The following is a 2,542-nucleotide window of genomic DNA, read 5'->3' on the forward strand; positions in this document are numbered from 1 at the left end:
GGCTCGCGCAGGCCGGCGGTGTCGTGGAACACATAGAGGCGACCGCCGCGGCGCACCGGGGCGGTGACGATGTCGCGGGTGGTGCCGGGTTCGGCGTCGACCAGGGCGCGGTCGCTGCCGACCATCCGGTTGAACAGGCTGCTCTTGCCGGCGTTGGGGGCGCCGGCCAGGGCCACGTGCACGCCTTCGCGCAGCAGGCGGCCGGCCGGGGCCAGGGTCAGGAGCTGGTCCACGCCGTCGAGGGCTTCGGCCAGCACCAGGCGGATCTCGGCGGCGTCGACGATGGCTTCGTCGCTGTCGTCGTCGCTGAATTCGAGCGAGCCTTCGAGGCGGACCAGCAGGTCGAGCAACGGCCACTCGAGGGCGCCCAGTTCGGCGTCGAGGCCGCCGCGCAGCTGGGCCACCGCGGCGCGCGCCGCCTGTTCGCTGCCGGCCTGGATGAGGTCGGCCACGGCCTCGGCCTGGTCGAGCGAGAGGCGGCCGTTGAGGAAGGCGCGGCGGGTGAACTCGCCGGGGGCGGCCGCGACGGCGCCGGCCTTCTGGCAGGCGCGCACCACGGCGGCGGTCACCTGCCGGCCGCCATGGCAGAAGAACTCCACCGTGTCTTCACCGGTGTAGCTGTGGGGACCGGGGAGCCAGAGCGCGAGCGACTCGTCGATCACGGCAAGTGCTTGCGGGTCTTTGTGTTGGGCGTCAACAGGCTCATGGAAAATACCGTATACAGCGCGGCGGGGGGTGGGACCGGAGCCCTTGCGGGAGCCCTCGCCGGCGCCCGGGGCGACGCTGTCGCCAGGCGCCGCCGGGTCGGGGCCCGGGCCCGGCCCCCCGCTCCCTTGTCCATACCCCGCTCCCCGGAACACCCGCGACGCAATCGCCAGGGCCTGCGGTCCGCTCAGGCGCACGACGGCCAGGCCGCCCTCGCCCTCGGGTGTGGCGCGGGCGACGACGGTGTCGAGATCGTGGGTCAGGTTCGGGTCCATGGGCATTCCTCCTCCACCCCTCAAGACAAGGAGCGGCGCCGTCGCGCCGCTCCCTGTTCGTGCGGATCGGCGGGTTCGGCGATCAGTCCTCGCCGCCTTCGTGACCGTGATCGTCGCTGCGGTGCGAGCCGTCGTCCAGGGCGATGACCACGTGCTTGCCGCCGCCGCCCATCACCGTGTAGGTGGTGATGTCCGTCAGCGATTCGGTGGCCATGTGCACGACGCGGCGCTCGCGGGCGTCCATCGATTCCATGTGGTAGGGCTCGCCGGTGGCGCGCACCTCGGCGACGGCTTCGGCCGTGCGCTCGCGGAGCTGCTCCTCGCGGCGGATGCGGTAGTCGTTGATGTCCAGGTTCATGCGCACGCGGTCGCCGGCGGCGTTGCTGGCCATGCGCTCGACCAGGTGCTCGACGGCTTCGGCGGTGGAGCCGCCGCGACCGATCAGCATGCCCGCGGCATCCTCGTCCACCGACACCTTCACGGCGTGGTATTCACCGGGGATGGTTTCGCACTCGCACGGGAAACCGGCACGGGCCAGCATCCCGTTGGTCAGTTCGGTCAGCAGGGTCGGCTGTCCGGCCTCGTCGACCGCGGTCATCGGCTTGGCGTAATCGGTCGCGGCGATGCCGGCGGCGATGGTCTCGTCCGATGACGACGTCGACCGTCCACCGAAACCACCATTGCGCGGCGCCCCGTAGCCCGTCGTGCCGGCAGGGCCGGCCAGCGGCGAGTCGATGGCGCCGATCTTCGCCGCGTTGGCGGCGTTGGCTTCCCTGGTGGCCTGGCGCTCGGCCGCGGCCTTCGAGGCCTTGGTGCGCGCCGGCTTGAACACGGCGCCGGCGGTGGCCGGCGACTCGACGCTCACGCGCGGCAGCGACGACGCCGGCGCACGCTCGCGACGGGCACCGAGTCCGCCCCAGGCCTTCTTCTTGGCCTTCAGCGCCACATTGGCGATGACAGCCGTCTCAATCACTTCCGGCGCCGAAGCCTCGGCCTCGGGTGCGCTGCCGGCCGGCGCCTCCGGGGTCACGTGCAGCTCGCGGCGCGAGCGCTCTTCGCGGGCCTGCTCGCGCGGCACCGACTCCTCGCGCACGGGCGCGTTGCCGATACTGTCCTCGACCGGGCTCTCCAGGCGGACCTCATCGCGGTCGCGCACGGGACGCTCGCCGCGGTCATCACGGCTGCTGCGGGCATCGCGGGCTTCACGGTCGCCGCGAGGGGCGCGGTCGCCCCTGTCGCCACGATCACTGCGCTCGCCCCGGCCGCCGCGGTCGCCGCGCGGGGCGCGATCGCCCCGGTCACTCGAGACTTTGCGCTCGATGAGGTCGTCGCGGCCCGGACGCTCGTCCAGCCGCAGCATGTCGTGGCCCTCGTCGGGCGCCTCGAAGTTGTTGACGATGTTGTTCGGCTGCTGATCGTCGCGCGGGGCGCCCGAGCCGGAACGGCCCCGGCCACCACGGCCCCGACCGCCGCGACGGCGGCGCGAACGCTGCGCCTCGGAACGCTCGTCACCGGCACCATCGGCGCGGACCTCGCCGCCCTCGCGCGGAGGACGCGGGGCC

2 protein-coding genes are annotated in these 2,542 nt (G+C 73.3%); both read right to left on the bottom strand.

Going from position 1 to position 2,542, the window contains the following annotated elements; translation table 11 throughout:
- On the bottom strand, positions 1–980 hold a 980-nt coding region (locus tag KBB57_RS20100), incomplete at its 3' end, for a GTPase (protein WP_290754203.1).
- A gap of 82 nt (positions 981–1,062) precedes the next feature.
- A partial coding sequence (locus KBB57_RS20105) for a R3H domain-containing nucleic acid-binding protein (RefSeq protein ID WP_290754204.1) occupies positions 1,063–2,542 on the bottom strand: 1,480 nt, incomplete at its 5' end.

The organism is Amaricoccus sp. (assembly GCF_017993425.1).
GTDB lineage: Bacteria > Pseudomonadota > Alphaproteobacteria > Rhodobacterales > Rhodobacteraceae > Amaricoccus.